The organism is Pseudoalteromonas sp. GB56, from assembly GCF_054923835.1.
On the sequence record NZ_JBPCHK010000001.1, the window covers coordinates 1259657 to 1284697 of the forward strand.

Annotated in this window: 26 protein-coding genes, 1 tRNA gene and 1 pseudogene; 21 read left to right on the forward strand and 7 right to left on the reverse strand. The window is 44.8% G+C overall.

Translation table 11 applies throughout. The features are described 5' to 3' along the window. Positions 1 to 80: 80 nt before the first annotated feature. On the reverse strand, positions 81 to 2486 hold the full coding sequence (locus tag ACH19P_RS05890) for a TonB-dependent receptor domain-containing protein (RefSeq protein WP_462157593.1): 2406 nt from the start codon (positions 2484 to 2486) through the stop codon (positions 81 to 83). 165 nt (positions 2487 to 2651) lie between these two features. Beyond that, positions 2652 to 3782: an MFS transporter gene (locus ACH19P_RS05895; RefSeq protein WP_462159315.1), complete on the reverse strand. Its 1131-nt coding sequence runs from the start codon at positions 3780 to 3782 to the stop codon at positions 2652 to 2654. Positions 3783 to 4058: 276 nt separating this feature from the next. On the opposite strand from ACH19P_RS05895, the gene gtfA reads away from it, so the two are divergent. The 7 genes and pseudogenes from gtfA (at position 4059) to ACH19P_RS05930 (ending at position 8912) form a co-directional block, all read left to right on the forward strand. Continuing rightward, complete coding sequence (gtfA, locus tag ACH19P_RS05900) at positions 4059 to 5531, forward strand: sucrose phosphorylase (protein WP_462157595.1); 1473 nt, start codon at positions 4059 to 4061, stop codon at positions 5529 to 5531. Between the two features lie 97 nt (positions 5532 to 5628). Beyond that, a pseudogene (locus tag ACH19P_RS05905) lies at positions 5629 to 6661 on the forward strand (LacI family DNA-binding transcriptional regulator). A gap of 105 nt (positions 6662 to 6766) precedes the next feature. Further along, the gene (locus ACH19P_RS05910; RefSeq protein WP_462157597.1) at positions 6767 to 7360 is read left to right on the forward strand and encodes a FlgO family outer membrane protein; all 594 of its coding nucleotides are present in this window, start codon (positions 6767 to 6769) and stop codon (positions 7358 to 7360) included. A 12-nt stretch (positions 7361 to 7372) separates the two neighbouring features. Beyond that, the gene (locus ACH19P_RS05915; protein WP_462157598.1) at positions 7373 to 7690 is read left to right on the forward strand and encodes a hypothetical protein; all 318 of its coding nucleotides are present in this window, start codon (positions 7373 to 7375) and stop codon (positions 7688 to 7690) included. An 18-nt stretch (positions 7691 to 7708) separates the two neighbouring features. Further along, positions 7709 to 8101, forward strand: coding sequence for a FlgO family outer membrane protein (locus ACH19P_RS05920; RefSeq protein WP_462157599.1), 393 nt, complete (start codon positions 7709 to 7711; stop codon positions 8099 to 8101). 104 nt (positions 8102 to 8205) lie between these two features. Further along, positions 8206 to 8772, forward strand: a complete 567-nt coding sequence (locus ACH19P_RS05925) for a FlgO family outer membrane protein (RefSeq protein WP_462157600.1) — start codon at positions 8206 to 8208, stop codon at positions 8770 to 8772. Positions 8773 to 8837: 65 nt separating this feature from the next. Beyond that, a tRNA-Arg gene (locus ACH19P_RS05930) sits at positions 8838 to 8912 on the forward strand. A 2-nt stretch (positions 8913 to 8914) separates the two neighbouring features. Here ACH19P_RS05930 and ACH19P_RS05935 read toward each other — a convergent pair. Both ACH19P_RS05935 and ACH19P_RS05940 read right to left on the reverse strand, forming a co-directional pair. Further along, the gene (locus ACH19P_RS05935; protein ID WP_462159316.1) at positions 8915 to 9649 is read right to left on the reverse strand and encodes a glutathione peroxidase; all 735 of its coding nucleotides are present in this window, start codon (positions 9647 to 9649) and stop codon (positions 8915 to 8917) included. 171 nt (positions 9650 to 9820) lie between these two features. Then, entirely contained in the window at positions 9821 to 10987 is a 1167-nt protein-coding gene (locus ACH19P_RS05940; RefSeq protein WP_462157601.1) for a flagellar assembly protein T N-terminal domain-containing protein, read from the reverse strand. Between the two features lie 196 nt (positions 10988 to 11183). On the opposite strand from ACH19P_RS05940, the gene ACH19P_RS05945 reads away from it, so the two are divergent. The 3 genes from ACH19P_RS05945 to ACH19P_RS05955 all read left to right on the forward strand — a co-directional run bounded on the left by ACH19P_RS05945 (position 11184) and on the right by ACH19P_RS05955 (position 13826). Further along, positions 11184 to 11582 (forward strand): LPP20 family lipoprotein, encoded by a 399-nt coding sequence (locus ACH19P_RS05945; protein ID WP_462157602.1) that lies wholly within the window; start codon positions 11184 to 11186, stop codon positions 11580 to 11582. Between the two features lie 310 nt (positions 11583 to 11892). Then, positions 11893 to 12732 carry a LapD/MoxY N-terminal periplasmic domain-containing protein gene (locus tag ACH19P_RS05950; RefSeq protein ID WP_462157603.1) on the forward strand — a complete coding sequence of 280 codons (840 nt, stop codon included), beginning with the start codon at positions 11893 to 11895 and terminating at the stop codon, positions 12730 to 12732. Further along, positions 12726 to 13826, forward strand: a complete 1101-nt coding sequence (locus ACH19P_RS05955) for an EAL domain-containing protein (RefSeq protein WP_462157604.1) — start codon at positions 12726 to 12728, stop codon at positions 13824 to 13826. Before ACH19P_RS05950 ends, ACH19P_RS05955 begins: the two co-directional genes overlap by 7 nt. Positions 13827 to 13839: 13 nt before the next feature. On the opposite strand, the gene flgN is transcribed toward ACH19P_RS05955, so the two are convergent. The 3 genes from flgN to flgA all read right to left on the reverse strand — a co-directional run bounded on the left by flgN (position 13840) and on the right by flgA (position 15372). Next, positions 13840 to 14265 carry a flagellar export chaperone FlgN gene (gene flgN, locus ACH19P_RS05960; RefSeq protein WP_462157605.1) on the reverse strand — a complete coding sequence of 142 codons (426 nt, stop codon included), beginning with the start codon at positions 14263 to 14265 and terminating at the stop codon, positions 13840 to 13842. Beyond that, positions 14258 to 14578, reverse strand: coding sequence for a flagellar biosynthesis anti-sigma factor FlgM (gene flgM / locus ACH19P_RS05965; protein ID WP_462157606.1), 321 nt, complete (start codon positions 14576 to 14578; stop codon positions 14258 to 14260). Before flgM ends, flgN begins: the two co-directional genes overlap by 8 nt. Positions 14579 to 14649: 71 nt before the next feature. Beyond that, positions 14650 to 15372, reverse strand: a complete 723-nt coding sequence (gene flgA, locus ACH19P_RS05970) for a flagellar basal body P-ring formation chaperone FlgA (protein ID WP_462157607.1) — start codon at positions 15370 to 15372, stop codon at positions 14650 to 14652. Between the two features lie 160 nt (positions 15373 to 15532). Between flgA and ACH19P_RS05975 the strand changes: the two genes are divergently transcribed. From ACH19P_RS05975 to flgJ, 11 genes are all read left to right on the forward strand, one after another. Continuing rightward, a complete protein-coding gene (locus ACH19P_RS05975; protein ID WP_462157608.1) occupies positions 15533 to 16465 on the forward strand; it encodes a chemotaxis protein in 933 nt (310 codons plus the stop codon). A 47-nt stretch (positions 16466 to 16512) separates the two neighbouring features. Further along, complete coding sequence (locus ACH19P_RS05980; protein WP_462157609.1) at positions 16513 to 17346, forward strand: CheR family methyltransferase; 834 nt, start codon at positions 16513 to 16515, stop codon at positions 17344 to 17346. Between the two features lie 73 nt (positions 17347 to 17419). Then, complete coding sequence (gene flgB, locus ACH19P_RS05985; protein ID WP_462157610.1) at positions 17420 to 17830, forward strand: flagellar basal body rod protein FlgB; 411 nt, start codon at positions 17420 to 17422, stop codon at positions 17828 to 17830. 2 nt (positions 17831 to 17832) lie between these two features. Next, complete coding sequence (flgC, locus tag ACH19P_RS05990; RefSeq protein ID WP_462157611.1) at positions 17833 to 18255, forward strand: flagellar basal body rod protein FlgC; 423 nt, start codon at positions 17833 to 17835, stop codon at positions 18253 to 18255. A 15-nt stretch (positions 18256 to 18270) separates the two neighbouring features. After that, on the forward strand, positions 18271 to 18948 hold the full coding sequence (locus ACH19P_RS05995; RefSeq protein ID WP_462157613.1) for a flagellar hook assembly protein FlgD: 678 nt from the start codon (positions 18271 to 18273) through the stop codon (positions 18946 to 18948). Between the two features lie 37 nt (positions 18949 to 18985). Next, on the forward strand, positions 18986 to 20347 hold the full coding sequence (gene flgE / locus ACH19P_RS06000) for a flagellar hook protein FlgE (protein ID WP_462157615.1): 1362 nt from the start codon (positions 18986 to 18988) through the stop codon (positions 20345 to 20347). Between the two features lie 236 nt (positions 20348 to 20583). Beyond that, complete coding sequence (locus tag ACH19P_RS06005) at positions 20584 to 21327, forward strand: flagellar basal body rod protein FlgF (RefSeq protein ID WP_462157617.1); 744 nt, start codon at positions 20584 to 20586, stop codon at positions 21325 to 21327. A gap of 22 nt (positions 21328 to 21349) precedes the next feature. Continuing rightward, complete coding sequence (flgG, locus tag ACH19P_RS06010) at positions 21350 to 22138, forward strand: flagellar basal-body rod protein FlgG (RefSeq protein ID WP_462157619.1); 789 nt, start codon at positions 21350 to 21352, stop codon at positions 22136 to 22138. 12 nt (positions 22139 to 22150) lie between these two features. After that, positions 22151 to 22882 carry a flagellar basal body L-ring protein FlgH gene (gene flgH, locus ACH19P_RS06015; protein ID WP_462157620.1) on the forward strand — a complete coding sequence of 244 codons (732 nt, stop codon included), beginning with the start codon at positions 22151 to 22153 and terminating at the stop codon, positions 22880 to 22882. 11 nt (positions 22883 to 22893) lie between these two features. After that, positions 22894 to 23988, forward strand: a complete 1095-nt coding sequence (locus tag ACH19P_RS06020) for a flagellar basal body P-ring protein FlgI (protein ID WP_462157621.1) — start codon at positions 22894 to 22896, stop codon at positions 23986 to 23988. 101 nt (positions 23989 to 24089) lie between these two features. Beyond that, positions 24090 to 25040, forward strand: coding sequence for a flagellar assembly peptidoglycan hydrolase FlgJ (gene flgJ, locus ACH19P_RS06025; RefSeq protein WP_462159317.1), 951 nt, complete (start codon positions 24090 to 24092; stop codon positions 25038 to 25040). The last annotated feature ends 1 nt before the right edge of the window (position 25041 follow it).

The window sequence follows — 25041 nt, forward strand, 5'->3', positions numbered from 1 at the left end:
TATAAAAGGGGGCTGGGGGTAAGGACGATACCTTTGGGTGCAATGACATCGCAACTACCCCCTGCATTTGTTGCTAAAAATTAGAACTCATATCTCAGTGTCAAAGAACTGGTTCTGCCATTGATTGTACGGGCGCGGATAATGCCATTGTCTGGTACCGAACCTTCCTCTGCTTCGGTGATGCCTGTTGTATCGAACAGGTTATTAATGTTTACAGACACCGTCATTGCGTCAGAAAGCATGTACGAAGCAAAGGCATTCACTTGTGTGTAACCGTCGAATTCAAGATCGTTGTTATCTTGTGCATAGGCATCTGTGGTACCCGTAAAGCCCAACCCTGCCGAGCCTTTTTCAAAGTTATAGCGAGCAAGTAAAGAATAGACTAAGTCAGCTTGACGACGTGGGATGTTGCCCACAACGTCAGGGTTAATAGCGTCTTTCGTTATCTCGGCATCGGTCCATGTCAGGTTACCGCGAATATCGAAATCGCCGATGAAATACGTACTTTCTAGTTCCACACCATACGCTTCGTACACACGGTCAAAGAATTTTTGGCTGGTGGCTTCAAAGTTTTGCTCTTCAGTCTCTGCGCTGAAGGCTGTGGCGAATAGCGAGAAGTCATTATGGCGATATTTAATGCCTAATTCGTACTGATCGACTTCGTCTACCGCATCTTGTTTTGCAACTGACCCATCAGGATTGATTTTACCGAATGCCAAGCGGTCGGCATTGGCACGACCACCATGGCTAGCACGGGCAAAAGTCGCTAAATTTTCATCGATCATGTAGTTAGCGCCTACTGACCATGAGGTGTAACTCCAGTCGTAATTAACAGGCGAAGCATTGGCGTTATCAATAGAAGAGACGCTCATTTCCGGTTGTGAGATAACGCCGTCTCGGTTCATATCAACGCTTGATTGCACCGCTCCCGCGTAATAACCCGTAGCCTCACCACTATCATGGCGAACACTCGCATCAATCAAAAAGTCTCCTAATTGAGATGAGGCGGCCAAATAGGGGGCACTAATGTCATATTCAGTGTCGTAGTTACGTTGACAACAATTGCCCCAGTAAGGCACGCCGTAAGCGTATAAACCATTATCAGAGTAACTCGTACCATCCGCCGCCGTGACATCTAATAGTGCAGCATTATCACCTTTAAGCTCCATTAGATAAGAGTTCCACATCCAAGACATACTGATGTTTTGCAACGCTTTGTAGTAACCAAAGGTAATGCTGGTATCTTCTATGACTTTGGTGAGCTTTAGGTCATTGACTAAGGAGTCGAAATCACTCATTTGCACATCAAAAGTATGAATACGCATGATATTGCCCCCACTGAAACTATCCCCAGCAGATGGCCCATTGGCATAGCTTAGAGTCGCTCCATCACCGGCTATAGATTCAGCGATGGTTGCTCCGTCAGCAACTTCAGCAGGGAATGGCGATAAGAATGAACCTTTCACGCTCGATTTTCTAAAGCGATTTTCAATTTCCCAATCGTTCCCTAAATCAAATGATGCCTCAAAACCAATCGCATTGACTTGTGGGTGCATACCGTCGCGCATATCACCGCGACGTAACTCTCCGTCGGCGCCCAAGGACAAGGTGGATAAGAAATAAGCTGAATGAGGAGTGTCTGTTTGGGAATCAAATCCAGGTATTGAACTGCCATCCGCATACATAGGCATTGGCAGGTATCCTATAGCTTTGTCGTCTAGGTGTTTTAAATACAGGCGCACATAACCAGAGTCGAATTCCTTGGTTAAATTCGCTTTAATCTGGCCACCATTGTTAGCTGTAAAACCAGCTTCTCGGGGCCCTTCGCCTTGGCGGAAAAAGCCGCCGATGTGAAAGTAAGTTGAATCGTTTATCTCACCGCCATATTCGAAGTCAGTACGGAAGGTGTCGTAATCCAAGCCAAATGTAGTTGCAATGCTGCCCGTATCGCCACCGCCTGTTTTACTGATCACGTTGATGATGCCGCCTGGTGCGTTGCTGGCCATGGTTGACGCTGAACCTCCGCGAATCGACTCCACGGTTTGCATTGTGCTGTCCAAACGTAAGAAGATGTCAGCATTGCCAAAAGCGACGTCGCCAAACTGCATGATAGGTAAGCCGTCTTCTTGAAGTTGCAAAAACTTTGCGCCCCCCGCTGCTACGGGTAAGCCACGTACTGCTATGTTGGCATTGCCTTCACCACCTGAAGATTCTGAGCGTACCCCAGGAATTGCACGAAATGCTTCAGCGGTCGAACGCGGTGTGGTCACTTCAAGTTGTTCACTCGAAAAGCTACTAACAGATACGCTTGATGCCATAACGGTTGAATTACGTGGTACACCTGTCACCATGATGCGCTCAAAGTTAAGTCCTTTTGCATCCCCTTGTGTTTGCTCGGTTTGTTCTGCTTCAGCGGCACTTAGATTGCTACAAATAGCCATGGCTAATGAACTTAATAAAAACGTTTTGAATGTTGCACGTTTCATTTACTCACCCCAGATTCTCATTATGTGTTGTTGATGTTGTTAACCGTACTACAAAGGTTTCTTAATCGATTAAGTTAATTATTAATAAAATTTTTATATCTTAGCAAGCTGTATTTTGAACAGCTTACTAAGACCCTATTTAAGTAATTGGTAATTAAAGGGAAACTAATCTTGTTTTGTTTTCAAGTTGTATGCGCTACCAATGGCTAGCGCGCCTGCTAAGCCTGTAGCGAGGTAGAAGCCGAAGGAGACATGCCCGAATAAGTCACTGATTAACCCCATTAATAGCGGTGCAACGGCGGCAGACACTGCGGTAAAAAATAGGATAACGCCAGCGATAGCACCGTGCTGAGACGGCTCGAAATGGCTGATGCCTTTTGAATTAAGAGTGGGATAGATAACTGACATAAATAAACCTGATAGGGGCAGCAATACCACGGCAGCCGCGACGCCGAAGAGTGCAGTGCCCAAGTAACACAAGAATACCGCGGTCGAAAACCAGAATAATACACTTTGCCAGCTTAGGTGACGTAAAACCCAAACTCCCAAGAACCTTCCGCCAGCGCGCAGCACAAAGAAAATAGTCAGTGCATAGGTGGCGAGCCACATCATTGACCCTTCATAGTCACTGAGCAATGTTGGCATCCACACGTAAATGGCCACTTCGGTGGCAACATACAGGGCCACCGCTGCGGAAAAGCCAATTGCGTAGCGGTCTTTCATCAATAGAAGTGCGTTTTTAAGATTGATTTGGCCACCTTGGCTTTGCTTGGTGACAGGGTATTTTGCTCTTAAAGCAACCAGACTCAGAAGTACACACAGAGCGCCAGCACAGAGGTATAGATATTTCCATGACACGCCGGCAGTGAGCAGGTAGCTAACTACCGCAGGACCAACAATCGCCCCCACGCCAAAAAATCCCTCTACTTTATTCATCGTCGCGGTATGCTCTTGATGGTTTCCCGAGATATCACCAATAAGTGCAAGGGCCCCCGTTTTAAAGAGTCCAATGGCTAAACCGATGAGGGCTAATAAGGTGAGAAAGTATAAAAAGGAGCTACCTGCGGCAAATAAGAAACAAGCGATGGAAAAAAGCACCAATCCGGTGATTATTGTCGCTTTGCGCCCCCATTTATCCGCAAGGTAGCCCAAAAATAGCCCCCCCAGGGCAATGAACATCATAGGTATGTAATGGAATGCACTCGCCTGCGTAAGAGTCAGGTTGTAGGTGTTGATAAGCTCAGGAATGATCACACCCACCGCATCAGAGGTCATCGCAAAAACAAAGAACATCATGTAAGTCAGTATTTTAATTTGTGCTACGGAGGTGCTCTCTACGACCGATTGACTAACTTCAGGGTGTGAGTGACTGGGTGATTGCATCTGCATTTCCTCTTCAGAGAGCGGCCCTATTTACTGCAAACTATGAGCGCCTATCGTCTTATTGTTAATATCATTTATTTTTTAAACACTCGTACCAAGAGAGTAAAATTATTCTTGATCAAATGTAAATTGTATATAACATATATCTTAATCGATTAAGTTGTTCAACTTCTAATTTATGGTCGGCGTATGAAAAACAAAGTTCAGCTCATCACTTATGTAGATAGATTAACGGGAGCAGGTGTTCCTGAATTGGCAGCAACCCTTGAAGGGCCCTTGCGCCAACTATTTAGTGGCGTACATTTGCTGCCATTTTATTTTCCTATTGATGGCAGTGATGCAGGGTTTGACCCTATCTATCATACATTAGTGGATGAGCGCTTGGGCACGTGGCATGATGTGAAAACACTGGGAGAAAAAACGGAGTTAATGGCGGACCTCATCGTCAACCATATGTCGGCTCAATCACCAGAATTTAAAGACGTAATGGCAAAGGGACGTAAATCACCCTATTGGGAGCTATTTCTTACCAAAGATAAAGTATTTCCAAGCGGCTTAACTGCTGAGCTACAGAGTAAAATATACCGACCAAGGCCCGGCAGTTGCTTTACCTCATTTACCTTACCTGATGGTGAAGTAGAGGAATTTTGGACAACGTTTACTGATAATCAGATTGATATAGATGTGCACTCAGAAGCCGGAAAAGCATATTTGCATCGCATCCTTACCACCTTTGCAAACAATAACATCAAGATGATTCGCCTTGATGCGGCTGGTTATGCGATTAAAAAGGCGGGCACGAGTTGTTTTATGCTCGATGAAACATTCGATTTTATCAGTGAATTATCCGAGTACGCCCAATCATTGGGTATTGAGACCTTGGTCGAAATTCATTCTTACTACAAGACGCAGATTCAAATCGCTGAGCGAGTTGGGATGGTTTATGACTTCGCACTGCCACCTTTGGTGTTGCACAGTATTTTCAATCAAGATGTCACCGCCTTAGTGAATTGGCTCACAATTTCACCACGCAACTGTATTACCGTACTCGATACTCATGATGGTATTGGCATTATTGATGTTGGACCAATGGATGGTCAGCCGGGTTTACTGAGCAATCAGGAAATCGATACTCTGGTTGAAACCATTCACCAGAAAAGCCAAGGACAAAGTAAGAAGGCAACGGGGGCGGCAGCAAGTAATGTCGACTTATACCAAGTCAACTGTACTTACTACGACGCATTGGGTCAGGACGATGATGATTACCTTGTCGCGCGTGCAATCCAATTTTTCAGCCCAGGCACACCGCAAGTTTATTACGGTGGTTTGTTAGCACAACATAATGACATGCAACTTCTGGCCACTTCCAACGTTGGTCGAGATATCAACCGCCCTTATTTGGATGCAAAAAAAATAGCGCAGGCGAAGCAACGTCCTGTTGTTGATGCGTTAAGCAAATTGATTGTATTACGAAATAGTCATAGTGCATTTGATGGACAATTTAGTGTGCAAGGGAAGGGAGCGATTCTTAGTATGACCTGGCGACTAGGTGATGAGGTAGCAGCATTAAATCTTGATTTAGCAAAGCGCAGTTGCGAGATTCAAACTATAACCGCTGGTAACAGCCTAACTGTTAATCTATCTGATTTACTGTCACGATAACGGCGAGTTACTGTTTTTTTTGGTGATTTAATGATAAAAGTGCATGTCAGTATCAGTTAGTATTGCAACGTTATAAAAGCTGCTTTTTGGGTTAGGCATGGCACAGAAGAAAATATGGACGCTGAAAAGCATCGCTAAAGAGTTAGGGGTTTCCAATGCGACGGTTTCCAATGCATTTAATCGCCCAGATCAAACTCTCTGAAAAGCGCCGCGAAGAAATCCTCGCATCATGTAAAAAGCTAGGCTACACAGGACCCAATAAGGCTGCGCAATCACTGCGCAGTGGGCGCTTCAACATTGTGGCGCTCGTTTTGCCCGATAGTGTCGAATACATGATTACCGATCCCATCGCCAGTGACTTTGTAAAAGGTGTGTCGGCTGTATTGGAGAAAAACAAAGTCAATATTTTGTTGTTTTCAGGTGCCTCCGACAGCATTGATAGTGTCTGTGATTTCGTTGATGGCTTTATTTGCTACGGTACCCCTCGTAATCCAAAGTTGATTGAAGAGCTAAAAAACACGGCTAAGAAGGTCGTTACAGCCGACTTTGATATTGACCGTAGAGCGAGTGTGATTGTCAATAATCAACAAGCAGCCTACGAAATTGCCAAGTTGGCGCTGCATGATAACAACGATAATGTAGCAGTGCTTGGATTGAGATTGATAGACTCACAAGTCACTTGTCGTGTTTACGAGATGCCTGACGCTCATAGCAAAGCATCTATATCCATCCAGCGCCTGCAAGGTTATCAACAGGCTCTGGTGGAGCAAGGCATATCTCTTGCTCCAGATCGTTTGTGGAATATTCCAGAGAGCAACTATCATTACGCCTCAATTGCAGCAAAAGAAGCATTAAATTCACTGCCTAGGCCAAATGTTTTGCTGTGTATGAGTGACTTGATTGCACTGGCCGCCATCGCTGAAATTAATAGCTTAGGTTTGCGCATCCCTGAAGATATTCGCGTAGTTGGTTTTGATGGGGTAGAAGAAGCGACACGCTCCGTCCCTCCGTTGACTACCATACATCAGAATAGTATCGATAAAGGCATGAAAGCCGCCGAGTTGTTTATTGAACGTGCAACCGATGCAGTGTTGATCCCTTACCGGTTGGAAAAACGCCAAAGCTGTTAAGCTTTTACTCCCCCTTAAACGGCAACTGACGCTCGTTAACGCTATGTGGCACTGTTTTTGCTTTTGATATGCTAGTTATTCAATTTGCAAAGCAGCGAGGCTGGTGTGCGTATCATTTCTATATTAGTGGGTTGTGCTCTGTTGCAAGCATGCGCGCCGAGCCAGCGGATTGAGGTTGTACCGAGAGTGGCGGAATATCACCCTGTACAACAGAATTCAATCCATCAGCACAGTGTACGCTTGGCGAATAGTATGGCTTCGTCATTGCGCTCACTGCCTTACGGAGCGAAGGTTGCGGTCGGCACTTTTTTGCCGCCAAAAACGTTGAAAGCAGATTCCGTACCTTGGCAGCAGCAAGATATTGCCCTGCAATTGCAAGAAAGCTTTATGACCATTTACACTCAAATGGGGTTTACGGTTGTTGAATACCGCACACGCAATAACATTGCTTTAGAACCCCATGCCGATGTCATGCTTAGTCGAGATGTTGAGCAACTATCGCAACGTCAGGAAATCGACTTCTATGTCACGGGCACGCTTATCGAACAAGAAGATGCGTATGTCGTCAATGTGCGCATGATTGATTCGGATAATAATCAAGTGGTAGCGGCGGCAACCGATTATTTACCTAACACAATTTTGATGCATGCCGATAAAGTGCGTATCACCAATGGCCACTTGCAACGCCGAGCCTACTAACGAGGATTCATCATGAACAAATTAACTTTCACATTATCCCTAAGCATGATTGTTATGCTAAGTGGTTGTTCTGGCACAAATGCATGGTTTTCTGATGAAGATGAAATGAGACAGTATGTAATTTCTCAAAATGAACAGGCAAATCAGCAAGTTCAGGTCATTGGGGCTTCAGCGAGTAATACTTCTGGTACGGATGTAAATGTGTATCAAACCATGGCAAGCCCGATTCAGGTTCACGGCCAACGAGAATTGAACACCAGTAGAAGCGTAAAGAATGTTAATCATTATGTGCAAGCGTTAATGCAAGACATGATTAGCAACATAGATTAGGGCGCTCTTTTGCAGCCTATGGCGGTAACCAGTTTCGTATTTTTAGACAGTGACTATCAGCAAGGCAATTTATTGGGTAACCAATTAGCTGAGAGCTTTATGCATGAACTCCATGAGTTTGGTGTTCCGGTCATTGACTACAAAACAATGGACTATATCCGCGTTACACCGCAGGGAGACTTTACATTTAGCCGTGATTTCCTTGAGCTTGAGCAAGATCACCCCATGTCGCATGTATTAGCTGGCACCTTGGTTAAGCACCAAGGTGGCGTGTTAGTGAATGCGCGTATCGTTGGTTTGAAATCAAAGATGGTCATCGCATCAGCACAAGGGCTGTTGCCTCATGATGTCGTTGATTCATTACTCAGTACTTCAAGCTATGCGGGTGTTGAACTTAAACAGGCGAATTAACGCCCTACCAACAGCGCATTGCAAGCGTATATAGTCTGCTTAAATGACATTAAAGTTCCTGCTCAATCAGCCGATACATTAAAAAAGCTAATTGAGTAGAGAACATGAGTTTGCATCTATTACTTCCGAGCCTGCTTGTGCTGACGATAAACACAGCAGCTATGGGCGCTTCAACGCATGTTGATATCAACCCATTAGAAATAAAAGTCGACACCAAACTACAAAGCACACATCACAAACAACTTGGAGACTACACGCAGCAGTTGGCCCTTAAGCTGAGTGACAGCATGACCAGCCAATATGTGAGTCATATTGCCGTCGCAAGTTTTGTTGATTTCGATCATACCCTGCATAGTACTAACGCTTTGGGAAACCAACTTGCGCAAGAGCTACTTGGCGATCTGCAGCGCTTTGGCTATTCAACGGTCGAACACAAGTTAACCCCTTATATTGAAGTGCAACAAGATGGGGATTTTGTACTCACACGAGACAGTGAAGAACTTGCAAAGAATGTGGGGATTGACCATATATTGACAGGGACTTTGGTGTACCGCCAAAACGGCGTAGTCGTACATGCTCGTGTGGTCGGGACCCGAGACCAAGTCGTTAAAGCAAGTGCGCGACAATTTATTCCATACTTTGTAATTAGTGATTTGATGTCGAACGGTTAGATTATTAGCTGATTACTCTTAAGTTGTTGCTATTCAAGGTTAAATTAGCTGATAATGGGGCCAGTGGCCCCTTAGTTAAATGGATATAACAACCCCCTCCTAAGGGGTAGTTGCAGGTTCGATTCCTGCAGGGGCCGCCAACCTAGTTAAAATGTAGTACTAGCTCGTCCGAACCGCCAATGTGCTCTCCACCGATAAAAATTTGCGGAACAGTTGTTCTGCCTGACACTGCTTTAAGCGTTGTCATGGTAACTTCATTCCCTAACACGATTTCTTCATAGGCCATACCACGCTGTTGAAGCAGCATTTTTGCTTTAGTACAAAATGGGCATCCAGGCTTTGTGAAAATACTGATAGGTTGTGGCTTGATTTGTTGTGGATTGATGTATTCAAGCATGGTGTCTGCATCAGACACTTCAAACGGGTCACCAGGCTTGTTTGGTTCAATAAACATCTTTTCGATAACACCGTCTTTGACAAGCATTGAATAGCGCCAGCTGCGTTTGCCAAAGCCCAAATCATTTTTATCGACCAACATCCCCATGCCATCAGTGAACTCCCCATTACCATCCGGAAGTAAGGTAATGTTGCCAGCTTCTTGGTGCTGTGCCCATGCATTCATAACAAAGGTGTCATTGACTGAAACACAAACAATGTCGTCCACGCCATTTTGCTTGAATACATCAGCAAGCTCGTTGTATCGCGGTAGGTGGGTTGATGAACATGTCGGCGTAAATGCGCCTGGCAAAGAAAAAACAATGACCGTTTTGCCTTTAAAGATTCCTTCGCTGGTAAGCTTGAGCCATTGCTCGCCATCGCGAATAGCAAATGACACATCTGGGATATGTTGACCTTCACTGTTTTTCAATTCATTCATCATGTCGTATTCCTCTTAAATAATGAGCCTAGTCTGACATGGGCGTTATAATCGGTAAAAGGCTATTAATGAATTGAAGTAATCAGTTTTATTGATTGTTTAAAGCAAAGGCGCACCTAATTGCGCCTGAGTGAAGAGCCACAAAGTAGCCTTTCTGTGGCTTGCAGTTGGTTACTTCACCAACACTAAGTCATTGAGTTGGATGTTGCTTAAAGGACGTTTTGAGGTATTCACTGCTACAGCGCTGTGTTGGTATAACTGTTTAATCTCAACGCTAAACAACGAGGTAACTTGCTTGGGCAGATGCTTACCCTCATAAGTGATGGCATTACTGCTGTACGCGAGAGTCAGTTGCTGACCTTCACTCAGGCCATTGCTGCGTCCCAAGTTGATGATTACTTGGTCGCCGTCGATATGTTTAATTTGCCCTTTGGTTGGCAAGCATTGTAGCGTCTGATTGAGATCATACATGACCTGTTCACTTAATTCTGAGATGGTGCGGCCATATTTGCTTTGCCAAAACACACCGCTGTTAACATCGACCAGAGCGGTTTTCTCAAACTCCCACAAGGCTTGGGTTTGATAGGCTTTTTGCCAGATTTTCTCAAAGCTCAAACCATCAAATAAAATAAATTCGACATTAAAGTAACGCTCATAACTGTCATCTTTCCAAAATGCATACCCTTTATCATGTTCATTTCCCACGGATGTATCTGTTATTTGTGAGAACAGCACGTACTGACTGTTACTGGCATCGCTGATGTAATCAATCACATTTTCATCATAGGCATATTGGTTACTGAAGAAACTTTTAACTGAAATAGGGTCTTGGTAGAAGGCCGTTGGTTGCATACTGAGTTGAGCTTGGCTCATCAACGCGTAAAGTTGCTTAGTAAAGGCGTTAGGTATGTCAAATATTTGACCATCGCGTGCTTGTTGTGGGTTCTCCATCGCGGTGCGAGTTAATGCAAAGTGATTTATTACGTTACTTTGTTGGCATTGATTTTCTTCGTTCAATACCTCAATTTGCAGGGTCACAGTTAACATGCCATTTTCTTGTTGCTCTTCGAGCACGTGCATTTGGCCAACAGCGCCTTGACTAGTGAGTGACAACTTATCTTGAGTAAGAACACCGTTAGTGAGTGTTTGCACACTTGAGAGGCTCAACCCTGAATACTGAAGCGCTTGTTTTATAGCGTCACTGATTGCCTGGGAACGAGCTGTCTCTGTGGAGACCTCTTCCATTGATGCGCTACCCGTCGTTTGTAGCCACTGGCCATGCACGTGGGCGCTGCTAAAAGCCATTAAAATAACGATTAATAATACAATAGGGCGCATAACGAATAGCCGCTCATTAATTTCATTAGGATAGAAAAAGCAAAGAGCGTACCAAGTTAGTTGTATAGAAGGTTAAGGATGGCATTCATTGTGCATAGATATTAATAGAAGCAAACGTTCGTCGATGGAGAAAGAGATGCTACGACATATAGCAATAATTTTATTAGCCCTAATTGGCCTTTCGGGGTGCAGTGCTATGTTTGATAAACATGTGGAATATGGCGTACAACAACCAGACAACTACCCAATTCTTCGCGCAATTGGCTATGCACCCATTGCACCGCAGCCAGGGCAAAACTCAGAGCAAAAATCAATAATGGCTATGAAGGCCTCTAAAATCGAAGCTTACCGAGAACTTGCTGAGCAGGTCTATGGTCAGCAGCTCAAAGGTAATACATCAATTGCCAATGCAGTAGCAGGGGATGATTATCTTCAAGCGAAAGTGCAAGGTGTCATTCGTGGCGCTCGTGTAACGCGCAGCTATGTTGTAGGCGACAGCTATGCAACTGAGCTAGAGTTGGATATGAAACTTGTTTACGATTTATATATTACTGAAACTAAGCCACGCAAAGTCAAGAAAGTCACCTACTACTAGGCAGCCGTTCAGCCCATGCGCGACGCGATGTATTTTGACTTGCACATCAAGCCCATCAAACTGGCTTGAAAATTACAAAGATCACTTTGATAAGTTTCTGTCTGTGCTTAAAATGGGTAAATTTAGTGTGAAGTCGCGAAGTTTCACTGCTATGCTGTAAAAAAAGAATAACTAGTAATACCGACGTTGAGCATTTATTCATACCCGTTGCGCATTGGTTCCAACTCCAATGAAATTCGAAGCAAGGATGCTTTTGCGTTGCTTCAAGTAAGTCCACCTGATGTTTGTTTTTCTTTCTCATGGAGGAAGAATGGCTGAAATAAACAGCGTTCCTAGCGCCCCCAACGCCCGCTTGTCACTGCACCTTTACGCATGGATTTTAATGTTGGTTGTAACATTAGTTTGCGTGCTTACAGGCTTTGCAATTGCCAATAGTAGTCTGAAATCCAGTTTATATGAGCAACTCTCACAACAAAGTGATGATCAAGCTGCGGTGTTAGCGTTATCCCTCAGTGAATTACAAAAGAATCCTAGGCAGTTAGAAAAGCTTGTTCGACAGACTTTTGAAAGTGGCCACTTTAGTTTACTCCGATTGGAAGATAACAGAGGACGGGTGATCATCGAACGACGCCATGGTGATACGGAAAACTCAGTGATGCCGAGCTGGTTTCACTACTTGAGTACGTTTGAGTTTGCACCGAGCAAGGCCATTATTACACATGAAGGAACACCTTATGGCGTCTTGTATGTGCAAGCGCAGCAAACTGCTGCAACACAAGCGCTGTGGAGAAACGCCAAATTATTTATGTGGGCAGGGGGAGGATTATTGCTCATCACCTGTTTATTGGTGTCCGGATTTGTCTTTTGGTTATTAACGCCCATAAAACAAATACAGAATCAGGCAGATGCCATAGCCCAAAAGCAGTTTAAGCAATTGGTGCCAGCCAAACCAAAAGAAATTGCGACCTTAATGTTAACAATGAACCACCTCGCAAATCGCTTAAGTCAAAGTATGAGTGATGCACATGAGCGCCTTAAACGAGCGCAGTATTTAGCTCAACACGATGACGTGACGGGCTTTGCGACTAAGCGTCACTTTCTTTCAGGTTTAATCAGCAAACAAAAAAAAGCCAAAGAAATCAGATGCTAATTGTTGCTCGCCTACTTAACTACGAACAATTAAGAGACAGTCTAGATAAACAAGATTTTATTGAAGCACAGCAGCGTCTCGCAAATGTTTTAATCCGCTTTGCACAAACCCAACAGGCGGTGTTACATGAGTGGCAGCTGGCCCGCACTGAACAAGCTGAGTTCAGTATGTATTTTGATGCAGTGTTGGACACTGAACAGACAAGCAAAATGCTCACAGAATTTGGTGCCCAATTCAGTGCTGACTATCAAGACATCGTGCACCTGCGTCACTGCTTACTGTGCTTCTGTGAAGTGGAATCCTCACAGCTATTATTTGATGAGGCGCACAGGTTGTTGAAGCTGGGAATCGCTTCTGGTCAGAATGTGTTCCGTATCCAACAGCCAGAGCGAGAGGCAAAAGGCAGCACCGCGGAAGAATTGGAAATAGCCATTAAAAATGAACAGTTTGAGTTGGTGATGATGCGAGCACAAGATGCCCTTGATCAGACTTTTCAGTATGAAGTTAACCTCAACATCATCATCGGCGGACAAGCATATTCCCGTGCATATTTCGGGTCGGTTCCAGCAAGTTTAGACTTAGATTCTCAACTTGACTGGAAAACTGTGCGAATGCTTTTTAAAGACAAGTTATGGCTCAAATATCCCCAGAATCTGTGTATCCAACTTAGTGAACAAACGCTTCAAGATGAAGTAGCGTACACCAGTATTTTAGCGCTTATCGCCAGCGAGCCAGGACTAAGGCAGCGAGTAACGTTAGAATTCTCTCAACATATTTTGCAGCGTTTGCCCGCCGCGGTGTTGAGTTTTTGCAAAGAAGCGAAAACCATTGGTTGCCTGATTGGGTTATGTGATGTTCGAGATGCTGATATCGAGCCTCGGGTGCTGCTTCAATCAGGTATCCAAATCGTAAAATTATCGAATGAATTAGTTTATAACCTAGAAAATGACGAGAGTACGCAACGTCAGGTTCGGGAAATCAGTGCGCATCTACAACAATTTGAAATTGAGTTGGTGGTTGAAGAACTTGCACACAGGTTGCCTTGGTCACTCCTCAGTAGTCTTGGAGTGAAAGCGCGGTTGGTACACGAGTAAGGGGGGGCGTACTTTAGGCTTTCAAGTTGCGAACTAAGGTATTGTCGCTGCGTTTGATACCGCCATCAGCAGCATAGGTGATAGAACTTGGCGCTCCAATTAAGATGTCTTTCAACTGCTTAACACTCAGCTGAGCTTGGTGGGCCGCATGGGCATTAATTTGATTCTGCTCTTTACACTGCACGAGCAATTCTTGGGCGTTCTTAATAAGTTGCTGTTCTTGGTCGTCTGGCTCAGGTTTAGACGCTAGCAACTGGGCGATGTGTTGATCTTGCTTTTGGATATGATTCAGCGCTTCAGCCTTTTGAGGCGTAAGCTCTTTCAACCCAGCACCACTTCTACCCGCAATCGCCGTAAGCTCATCTTTAAGCAAAGCGAGTAAATCCTCCAGACAATTAATCTGTTGGGTGAGTGCTAGAGTTAACGCTGAATCAGCCATACAAGTCGAACTCAAACGCTGCGATATTCTTAGCTAACTTTTCGCCGTCGATCTGATATTTACCTTCGGCAATCGCTTTTTTCAGTTCAGCGACTTTTTGCTCATCAAAACCAGAAGAGCGCTCAGCTTTCTCTTGAAGTGACTTCATTTGGCGTGCTTGAGGTGTCAAGCTAACAGAATCTGTTGCTGCTTTAACATTCGCTTTGCTAGCCGCATCAGTTGTTTGCGACTGACTTGTCTTTTGCTGTTCAATTTTACTTTGAGGTGTATTGTACACCGAGCCTTGTTGGCCTTTATTTACTTGATTAACCATTTGTATTACCTGAGCTAGATTGACCTTTGCATAGGTTATCGGCCATGTGCGTCCTAACTTTAGCACAAAATTTAAATATTAACTGTAACAGTTTCAACCGCTGTAACCTGTGCATTTACTTGTCGACCCGATTTAACATTGCGGACGCGAACATTGTCGCCAATGGCGCCATCTTCCAGTGCTTCACCTGAGGTTTTGATTGTTAACCCATTGATCGTAGCGATAATATTAACGTTGTCGCCTTTACATACCATGCAAAGCTGGTTGGCGTTGATAGGTGAACCCTGGCGAATACTACGCTTACTGCGGCTGCCCACAATTAACTCAGGCTCTTCGACATATTGGGCGCGTACAAAGTGTTGCGGACGCATAGCGACCGTGACGCTTTGTGCATCGATTAATTGGCCGCGGCCGATGTTTTCTTTCGCAACCACTATAGGAGAAAGTTTTTCAATGCGAACATGGACATACTGTGTCCACACAGCGGGAGAATTACATTTAAGTTGTACGGCTACCTGCCGATTAAATGGGGGAGAGGTTGCAGCAACCATCTCTGGCAGTTGTTCACAATAGCGTTCGGGAATACGCGAATCCAAATCCACAGCGTGAACTTGGAGTTGCTGATCCGGCAGAATTTTAGCTATGTTGCTTATATGTTGTTCGGCTAGCGTTTGTAGTCGCTCGTGGTCGTAAAGGGTATTTTCACCAGCATGAACCACCGCAACACTGCTCACAGCCATAACTAAAAGTAACGATAAGCTATGGAATAATTGAATTTTTTTGAACATACTCATTGTGTTTCGACTATGCTTATTGGGTAAAACAAGGTATAAGTACGGGGGTGTCAATTAACAGACACACAGCCGTATTTATGCTGATATATTTGATAAGAAGCAAAAAGCGTTCCCATCTGGCGCGAACACGCAGTAGTAAAGTTAATGCTAGGAGAATCCGATGGCTGGCATATTAGATTCCGTCAATCAACGTACCCAATTAGTAGGGCAAAATCGCCTTGAACTATTATTGTTCAAATTGAAAGGACGCCAGCGATTCGGTATCAACGTCTTTAAAGTACGAGAAGTACTTCAGTGTCCACCGTTGACCAACATGCCAAAGAGCAACCAATACATTAGAGGCGTTGCTCACATCCGTGGCCAAACTATCTCTGTGATAGATTTATCAATGGCTGTAGGTGGACCGGCAATTACAGATTTAAAAGATTGTTTCGTTATCATTGCGGAGTACAACCGAACCGTTCAAGGTTTTCTTGTTGGTGGCGTTGAACGTATTGTTAACATGAATTGGGAAAAAATAATGCCTCCTCCAACCGGGGCGGGCCGTTATTCTTACCTTACCGCCGTGACCGAAATTGACGGTGAGCTAGTCGAAATCCTCGATGTTGAAAAAATTCTCGCCGAGATAAGCCCGGTTAATACCGAGGTAAGTGAAGGCATTATCTCTGACGGTGAAATGCAGCGAGATATAGGCGAGCGTATCGTATTTATTGCCGATGATTCGGCTGTGGCACGTAATCAGGTGAAACGAGCACTTGAGCCTTTAGGTGTGCAAACAGAACTCGCTAAAAATGGTAAAGAAGCGTTAATACGCCTGCGTGAAATAGCTCAGCTCGATTGTCAAAATGATATTACTGAGCGTGTTGCTTTGTTGATTTCGGACGTAGAAATGCCCGAAATGGATGGCTACACCTTAACTGCAGAAATTAAAGCGGATCCAAAGCTCGCTCCTTTGCACGTTATTCTCCATACTTCTTTGAGCGGTGTCTTTAACCAAGCCATGATTCAAAAAGTAGGGGCAGACGATTTTATTGCAAAGTTTAATCCAGACGAATTAGCAACGGCAGTGAAGAAGTGGGTCCACTGCGACTAGGGACCCAGCATATTGGCCTAAGTTAACCTGATTTTAGAGAGTGTAATTTGGAAAATAAGCACTTAGAGCTTAACGAGTACAATCAGTTTCGAGCTTTTTTGGAACAGCAATGTGGCATCGTCCTTGGCGAGAATAAACTGTATCTCGTGAAAAGCCGTCTTGCGCCATTAATGGCGCGCTTCGATGTTGAAAGCTTGTCGCAGCTAGTGGTTAAAACGCTCAGTCCCCATGAGCGGCAACTTCGTGCCGCTGTTGTCGATGCGATGACAACAAATGAAACTTTGTGGTTTCGTGATTCTTATCCATTTGAGTTATTAAAAACTCGCTTACTGCTTGAGTTCAAAGACTTACGCCGGCCTGTGAAAATTTGGTCAGCGGCAAGTTCTTCGGGGCAGGAGCCTTATTCGATTGCCATGTCCATAGCCGAGTATCAGCAAAGCCGCCCAGGCATGCTGGGGTCTGGCGCACAAATTGTCGGAACGGATATTTCTAATACCATGCTCGATATTTGTAAAAACGCGGAGTACGATTCATTGGCACTGGCACGGGGCCTCAGCGCGGAAAGGCGTAAGAAATTTTTTACCGACAGTGGCAATGGCATGGCAAAAGTGAATGACAACGTCAAGCGTATGGTGAGTTTCCGTCATCTCAATCTGCTCGATTCATACGCCCTGTTAGGCAAGTTCGATATTATCTTTTGTCGCAACGTTTTGATTTATTTTTCACCTGAGTTAAAAGCAAAAATTATCAATCAATTTGCACAAGCACTAAATCCTCGCGGCTACCTCTTTCTTGGAGCCAGTGAATCTATGACAGGGTTGAGCGATCAATTTGAAATGATCCGTTGTAACCCTGGAATTATCTACCAAAAAAAATCATAAAATCATAGTGTTAACACCTATGGTATAAGAATTGCTGTAGCCCTCTTCACAGAGTCAAAAAATTGGAGAGGCTATGGCTATCAGTTTCGATAAAGCATTTGGTGTGCATCCGCACGCTATGCTCATACGTTCTCAGCGTGCCGAATTATTAGCATCAAATATCGCTAATGCAGATACTCCTGGGTATAAAGCAAAAGACATCGATTTTGCCTCCGCTTTAAAAGCGGCAAAAAGTGGGCAGATGCATGGCAACAGCATGGTCCGTACACACCCAGAACACCTCAGCGCAAGCACTCAGGTTTCATCCGGAGAAACAAAATTTCGCGTTCCAAATCAACCAGATACAGGCGATGGTAATTCGGTAGATATACAAGTGGAACGGAATTTGTATACACAGAATGCAATAGAGTATCAGGCCAGCCTAAGCTTTATGACCTCGAAGATTATGGGTCTTAAGAAAGCGCTAGGCGGTCAAGGAGCATAACCATGAGTTTATTTAACGTATTTGATGTATCAGGGTCTGCGATGAGTGCACAAAATGTGCGTCTCAACACGACAGCAAGTAACCTTGCAAATGCCAACTCGGTTAGCTCTTCGGTGGAGCAAACATACCGCTCTCGCCAACCTGTTTTTGCCGCTGAACTTCAGCAAGCAGTGGGTAAGCAGCACGGTGAGTCAGTTGGTGTGAAAGTGTTGGGTGTAGTGGAAAGTAACAAGCCACTGCAAATTGAATACAACCCTGGTCACCCAATGGCAGACGAAAATGGTTACATCTATAAACCAAACGTCAATGTTGTTGAGGAAATGGCAAACATGATTTCTGCTTCACGCTCTTATCAGACCAACGTGCAAATAGCTGATTCAGCCAAGCAAATGTTGACAAAGACATTACAGCTTGGTCGTGGATAAAGTGAGGGATAGAGCATGACTACCAATGTGCAATCTACCGCCGGTGTAGGCTCGTTGTATTGGGACAATACAACGCCTAAAACCGAGGAAAAAAACGATGAGTTAACACAAGAGGATTTCTTTAGCTTGTTAACTCAGCAATTGTCTTATCAAGACCCCAGTAAACCGGCGGACAATGACCAGATGATTGCGCAAATGACCAACTTCACTATGGCTGAAGGTATATCAAAGTTAAATGAAAACTTTGCTTCTTTAGCTGCTTCAATGACGTCTAATTCTGCATTGCAAGCCTCTACTTTAGTAGGAAAAAAAGCATTGCTTGAGTCCGATACTATTGAGCTAAACAGTGGTGAAGTGAGCAAAGGTACTGTGCTTGCTCCTGAGGCAGTCGATAACTTGACTCTCACTATCAAAGATAAATCAGGACAAATTGTCGATACGATTGATCTGGGTACTCAGGCAGCAGGAGCGATTCGATTTGAGTGGAACGGGGTAGACAAAGACGGTCAGCCATTCCCTCCAGGTGAGTACCAAATTGTTGCAGAGGGCAGTGTTAACGGCGAGTTTAACTCATTGCCTCTGGCTACGTTTAAGAATATCGAAAGCGTTAATATCAATGGCGCGAATGGGATTATCGTCAACACCAAAGAGGGCGCGGTAAGGCTGTCTGAGGTTGCTGAGATTTCTGTATAAAGACTTTGCCGATAGGCACTAATCGAAGAGGTGAAACATGAGTTTCAATATAGCATTAACAGGGCTTGCGGCAGCCCAAAAAGACCTTGACGTTACTGCGAACAACATCGCCAACGTTAATACCACCGGTTTTAAAGAGTCTCGCGCCGAATTCGCAGATGTATACGCAGCTTCGGTATTCAGTGCAGGCAGAACAAAAAGTGGTGACGGTGTACAAACAACCATGGTGGCGCAGCAATTCCACCAAGGTTCATTGAAGTTCACCAACAACGCATTAGATTTGGCAATCACTGGTGATGGTTATTTCGCGATGACTGAGAGCATTGCATCTGCTGATTTAACGTATACGCGAGCGGGTGCGTTCAAACTGAATGACAACAACTTTATGGTTGATGCTAAGGGGAACTTCTTACAAAGCTTCCCAGTAGACCCATCGACAGGTGACACTTCTTCTGTCAGTTTGAGTACAGCAAATCCAATTCAGATCCCAGACTCATCAGGTTCACCTCGTGCAACACAAAACTTGTACTTGTCATTCAACCTAGACGCAACAGCTGACTCTCCTGGCTTGCAGTTTGATCCAAACGAGAGTGCGACGTATAACTCATCGACTTCAACGACTGTGTATGATTCGTTGGGTGAACCGCATATCTTGCAGTATTTCTTTGTAAAAATGGACCCCGCTACAAACCCAAACGAATGGGAAGTATACGGCACCCTTGATGGTAAAGTAATTGATCCTACTACTGGTACAGAGCAGGCGGCAGCGCCTTTTACGCCATTAATTGAAATGGGCTTTGATGCCAGTGGTTTGCCAGCAACATCAAACGGTGCACCAAATATTAACGCTACAACGTTTGATGAAGTGCTGTTACCCGCAGGTCCAGCGACAGGTTTATCAACCTTGTTAGATAATGGCGCAACGTTCCCAGCAACAGGTGTTGAGTTGAACTGGCGCGACGAAGGTAATACAGCGAATAAAGTACCTACTCAGTATGCAAGCCGCTTTGAAGTGAAAGCGCTAGACCAAGATGGTTCAACGGTAGGTCGTTTGGCAGGTATTGATATCGGTAGTGATGGTAAGGTGGTGGCATCATACAGTAATGGTGATTCGACATTCCTAGGCCAAATCGCGATGGTTCGTTTCCCGAATTCACAAGGCTTGAATCAAGTGGGTAACACCAGTTGGAAAGAGAGTATCGAGTCAGGCGAGCCAATCGCCGGTGAGCCAGGTACGGGTACGTTAGGTACAATTAATTCATCCGCACTTGAGCAATCGAATACCAACCTCACAAATGAGCTGGTTGATTTGATCACCGCACAGAGGAACTTCCAGGCCAACTCGCGTGCGTTGGAAGTGAACTCAACACTGCAACAGAATATTCTGCAGATACGATAATTTGCAACCTATCAGAAGGGCCACTTATACAGTGGCCTTTTTTATGTGTCAGTTATTTGTTGTACTGCCCACATCAAAATTTGAAATACATTTAAAAAGAAACTTAGAAAGTTTATTTATTTCAATTACCTAAGCAAATTAAGAGGCATCGTTAGTGTGTGCGTGCTCCGTTATTAACTAGCATTGGTATCAATCTTGCTTTTACATACTCAGTAAAGAATGATTGGAGCAATCTAATGGACAAAATGCTGTACATAGCAACCTCCGGAGCGAAGCAAAGCTTGATTGGTATGGGGGTTAAAAGTAACAACCTCGCCAATGCCAACACGACGGGTTTTAAAGCGGATATTGCCCAAGCGCGTTCTATGCAAGCATTTGGTGAAGGGCTGCCTACGCGGGTGTTTGCGCTGCAAGAGCGTGCGGGTACCAATACCACAGCCGGTGGCATATCTGAAACGGGGCGCGATCTCGATATAGCGATGAGCGAGTACGCCTGGCTTGCCGTCATGGACGCCAACGGACAAGAGGCTTACACCAAAGCTGGCTCATTAGTCATGACTCAAGAAGGGATACTGCAAGACAGAGATGGCCGCCAAGTGATTGGCGAAGGTGGCCCTGTCATTCTCCCAGTACCCATTGAAAAAATCAGTTTTAGTGCGGACGGCACGATTCAAGTTCGCCCTCAAGGTGCGCCAGCTAACTTCCTTGAAGAAGTTGATAGATTACGCGTTGTTGAAGCAACTGGCCACCAAGTTGAGAAAGGCAACGATGGCCTGTTTCGCCCTATAGAAGGTCAAAACATTGACGTTTCTGAAAATGTTTCCATTGTGCCCGGTGCACTTGAAATGTCTAACGTCAATCCAGTTCACGAGATGGTCGACATGATTAACCATCAGCGTCAGTTTGAATTACAAGTCAAGCTAATGAAGACCGCAGAAGAAAATGATCAGCGCGCTGAATCATTACTGCGCATCATTTAATCATTAGCGAGGAGTCACTACTATGAACCCAGCATTATGGATCAGTAAAACAGGGCTCGATGCCCAACAGACCGACATATCGGTTATCTCTAACAACCTCGCTAACGCGAGTACGGTAGGCTACAAAAAGAGCCGCGCTATTTTTGAAGACTTACTTTATCAAAATATTAATCAACCGGGTGGACGCACGTCTGCAGATACTGAAAGCCCATCGGGATTGATGTTGGGTGCCGGCGCTAAAGTGGTTGCTAACCAAAAGAATTTCTCGCAGGGCAACATGCTCAGTACAGAGAATTCATTGGACTGGATGATTCAGGGTCAAGGCTTCTTTGAAGTGTTACTTCCTGATGGCAACATCGCGTACAGCCGCAACGGGCAATTCACCACAGATGAGGACGGCCGCATTGTGACCAGTGGTGCTGGTTTTCCTGTTCAGCCAGAGATGAATGTGCCAGATGATGCACAGTCTATTACCGTGTCTCAAGATGGTGAAGTGTCGGTGCGCATTGCAGGTCAGCCAGACAATGTGGTGATTGGTCAGCTAGTGATCAGTGACTTTATTAACCCAACAGGTTTAGAGCCTATGGGTCAAAACTTGTACACGGAAACAGCCGTGAGCGGGGCGCCTGTTCAAGGGAACCCTGGCCTTGATGGTCTTGGCATTATTGTCCAAGGTGCGTTGGAAACTTCTAACGTAAACGTGACGGAAGAATTGGTAAACCTGATAGAAACACAACGAATTTACGAAATGAATTCGAAAGTGATTTCTTCAGTTGATCAGATGTTGAATTACATCAATCAGCAACTATAGGGGCAGTTTATTATGACTAGGTCTGTGACAAAACGAGTGACAAAGTCGTTGACGAAATCCGTAACCGGGTCAATCGCGGTGTTTGCGACCTTAGTGCTGACGAGCGGGTGTGTATCAACGCAGAATGAGAGTGTTGTTGAAAATGACCCTTACTATGCACCTTTGTATCCGCAAGAAGCACCTCATAATATGACTAGCTCAGGTGGCTTGTTCAATCCAATGCTTACCAATGATCTGTATGCGGATCAAAAAGCATTGCGCACTGGTGATATTATCACCGTGGTGCTGCGTGAATCGACGCAAGCGTCTAAAACAGCAAAAACCGAGACCGATAGGCAAACAGACGTAGGTCTTGACCCTGTAATCGGTTTAGGTGGCAACCCCGTGAACATTGGTGGTGACAGTATTGAATTTGGAGTGGGTTCTAATAACTCCTTCACCGGAGATGCAAAATCAAATCAATCCAATAGTTTGTCGGGCAACATTTCTGTCAATGTGATGCGCGTGTTACCAAACGGCAATTTGATGATCCGTGGTGAAAAGTGGCTGACGTTGAATACCGGACAAGAGTTTATCCGATTAGAGGGTATCGTTCGTCCAGCAGATGTGACTGCTGATAACACCGTAGAAAGTAGCCGAATCGCCAATGCTCGAATTCAGTATTCAGGCAAAGGCGATATTCAAGAAAGCCAAAGTGCTGGGTGGTTATCTCGATTCTTCATGAGTACCTTGTTCCCGTTTTAAGGAGTGTCGTTATGCGATGGCTAAAAATATTGTGTCTTTTAACGCTTAGCGTTGCTTCTTCTGCAAGCTTGGCTGAGCGAGTGAAAGACGTTGCCATGGTCGAAGGCGTCCGTAGCAACCAATTAGTGGGTTATGGTCTTGTCGTTGGCCTACCTGGAACCGGTGAAAAAAGTCGTTATACACAGCAAAGCTTTAAAGCCATGTTGAGTAATTTCGGCATTACTTTGCCAGCCAATTTGCAACCCAAAATAAAGAATGTGGCAGCGGTTGCCGTGCATGCAGATATGCCTGCGTTTATTAAACCTGGGCAAACAATGGATGTGACTGTCTCATCCATTGGTAGTGCGCAGAGTTTACGTGGCGGTACCTTATTGCAAACTTTCCTCAAAGGTGTTGACGGTAATGTCTATGCAATGGCTCAGGGAAGTTTAGTGGTTGGCGGCTTGGGTGCTCAGGGTCTTGATGGTAGCCAAGTTGTTGTAAATACACCGACAGTGGGTCGAATTGCCAATGGTGCGACCGTGGAGCGAGCGATTCCGAGCCCATTCACTCAGGGTGATTTTATTACCTTTAACTTGAACCGTCCTGATTTTACAACGGCCAAACGCTTATCTGACACGATCAACTCTTTAGTTGGCCCGGAAACAGCGATGGCGATGGATGCGGCGTCGGTGCGTGTAATGGCTCCTCGCGATGTATCACAACGTGTAGCGTATTTATCAACGTTGGAAAATTTAGAGTTTAAGCCAGCAGATAACTCAGCGAAGATCATCGTAAACTCGCGTACGGGAACTATCGTGATAGGCAAGAACGTCAAGTTACAGCCAGCGGCAATTACACATGGCGGCTTGACTGTGACCATCGCTGAGAACCAAGAAGTGTCGCAACCCAATGCCCTAGCCGGTGGTGATACCGTGGTAACGAATCAAAGTATTATCGATGTTCGTCAAGATGATTCGCGTGCCTTTGTATTTGACCCAGGAGTGAGTTTGGATGACCTTGTTCGAGCAATTAACGAAGTGGGTGCGGCACCCGGTGACTTGATGGCGATTTTAGAAGCGCTAAAAGAAGCGGGTGCTATCAATGGGCAGTTGGTTGTAATCTAACCCAGAGTTCCTATTTAATTACACTAAGCCCACTAGTTAGCGGGCTTTTTGGTATATAACTTGCAGAAGTTAATTCATGTCGTCACAAGATTGTCAGCATGATGGATGCAAATCAACTACAACAGCAAAGTGTTTTTGACCTAACGAGCTTAGATAAGTTGCGTCAAGATGCCTTAAAACAGCAAAAAGGCAGTGATGGCGAGCGCGCGGCATTAAGACAAGCAGCAGAGCAATTCGAGTCTATTTTCACGCAGATGCTTCTTAAGAGTATGCGCAAAGCAAACGAAGCGTTTGAAGATGAAAATAACCCGTTCAATGCCAGCAGTGTCAAATACTTTCAAGATATGCATGACCAGCAATTATCGAGTGAACTGTCAAAAAATGGTTCCCTAGGCTTAGCTGATCTTATTGTGCAACAGCTCTCGCCCGCACAAAACAACTACATGCCTGCGAATGTACTAAGAAGTGATTTCAAACCGGGTTCAATCAATAAAACAAAGGCAGACATTCAGCCACAAGACGTTGTCTCTGCGCAAAAAAATCAGCCGCAACCTAGGTTTGAAAGCACTAAAGACTTCATTTATGGTGTGTGGGAGTTTGCCAAACAAGCAGCCGATAAAATTGGCGTTCACCCGGGTGTTATGGTGGCGCAAGCGGCACTTGAAACAGGCTGGGGTAAGCACATCATTAAAACCAGTCAGGGTGAAAGCTCTAACAATCTCTTTAATATTAAAGCACATCGCGATTGGCAAGGTGATAGCACGTCCAAAACGACCTTGGAGTACGAGCAAGGTATCGCGGTGAAAAGAAATGAACCTTTCCGTGTGTATGAATCGTTGCAACAAAGTTTTGACGACTTTGTGTCATTTCTTAAGTCAAACCCACGCTATCAGCAGGCCTTAGAGGTTGCGCATAAACCTGCTGAATTTATCGATGCAATTAGCGAAGCAGGGTATGCCACGGATCCGAATTATGCGAACAAAGTAAAAAATGTTCTCGCACAACCTGAATTAAAAGCACTGGTAGGTGACCTACTGGGTCTTGGAGACTAAA